Source organism: Pseudomonas sp. AC463 (assembly GCF_979253585.1).
This window is the reverse complement of the sequence record NZ_CEEDDZ010000135.1, coordinates 1-433: the sequence shown is the minus strand read 5'-3', so window position 1 is coordinate 433 and position 433 is coordinate 1. Positions and strand designations below refer to the sequence as shown.

Annotated in this window: 1 protein-coding gene; it reads right to left on the bottom strand. The window is 66.5% G+C overall.

Annotated elements, in window-relative coordinates:
• Window positions 1-420, bottom strand: a 420-nt coding sequence (gene tssE / locus AC0IYH_RS29455) for a type VI secretion system baseplate subunit TssE (RefSeq protein ID WP_471837584.1), incomplete at its 3' end; no start/stop codon positions are given.
• Window positions 421-433: the final 13 nt, after the last annotated feature.

Sequence of the window (433 nt, the reverse complement as noted above, 5' to 3'; positions counted from 1 at the left end):
ATGGACGTCGATCGCGCGATCCGATGGCCGTAGTCGCGCATCGTAGACCACCGCCTCTTCGATCATGTCCAGGACCATGACCGCGCTGATCCTGAAGCGGACCCCGGCCGATGTCGGCGCACCGTCCACCTCCACTTCGACGCGCCGCAGGCGTGGCTCGTGCGTCCGGATGCCCTGCGCGATCATCCGTCGCAGCCGCTCCCGCACCGCTTCGCTGCTGAAGTCTTCGGTGCTGAGATCGGCGAGCCCGAAGCCCAGCACCGTGTCCCCCAGTCCCGGTCGCGAGCCCAGCCATTTGGAATAGGGACGTTTGCCGTTGAGCAAGCCCTCCAGATCGCGTCGCATCCCCAGCTTCACCCGGCGGAAGGCGGCATCGTCGTCGTCCTGCTCCTCGATCGTCTCGTCGGGCGCATCGTCCATCAGGCGATCGAAC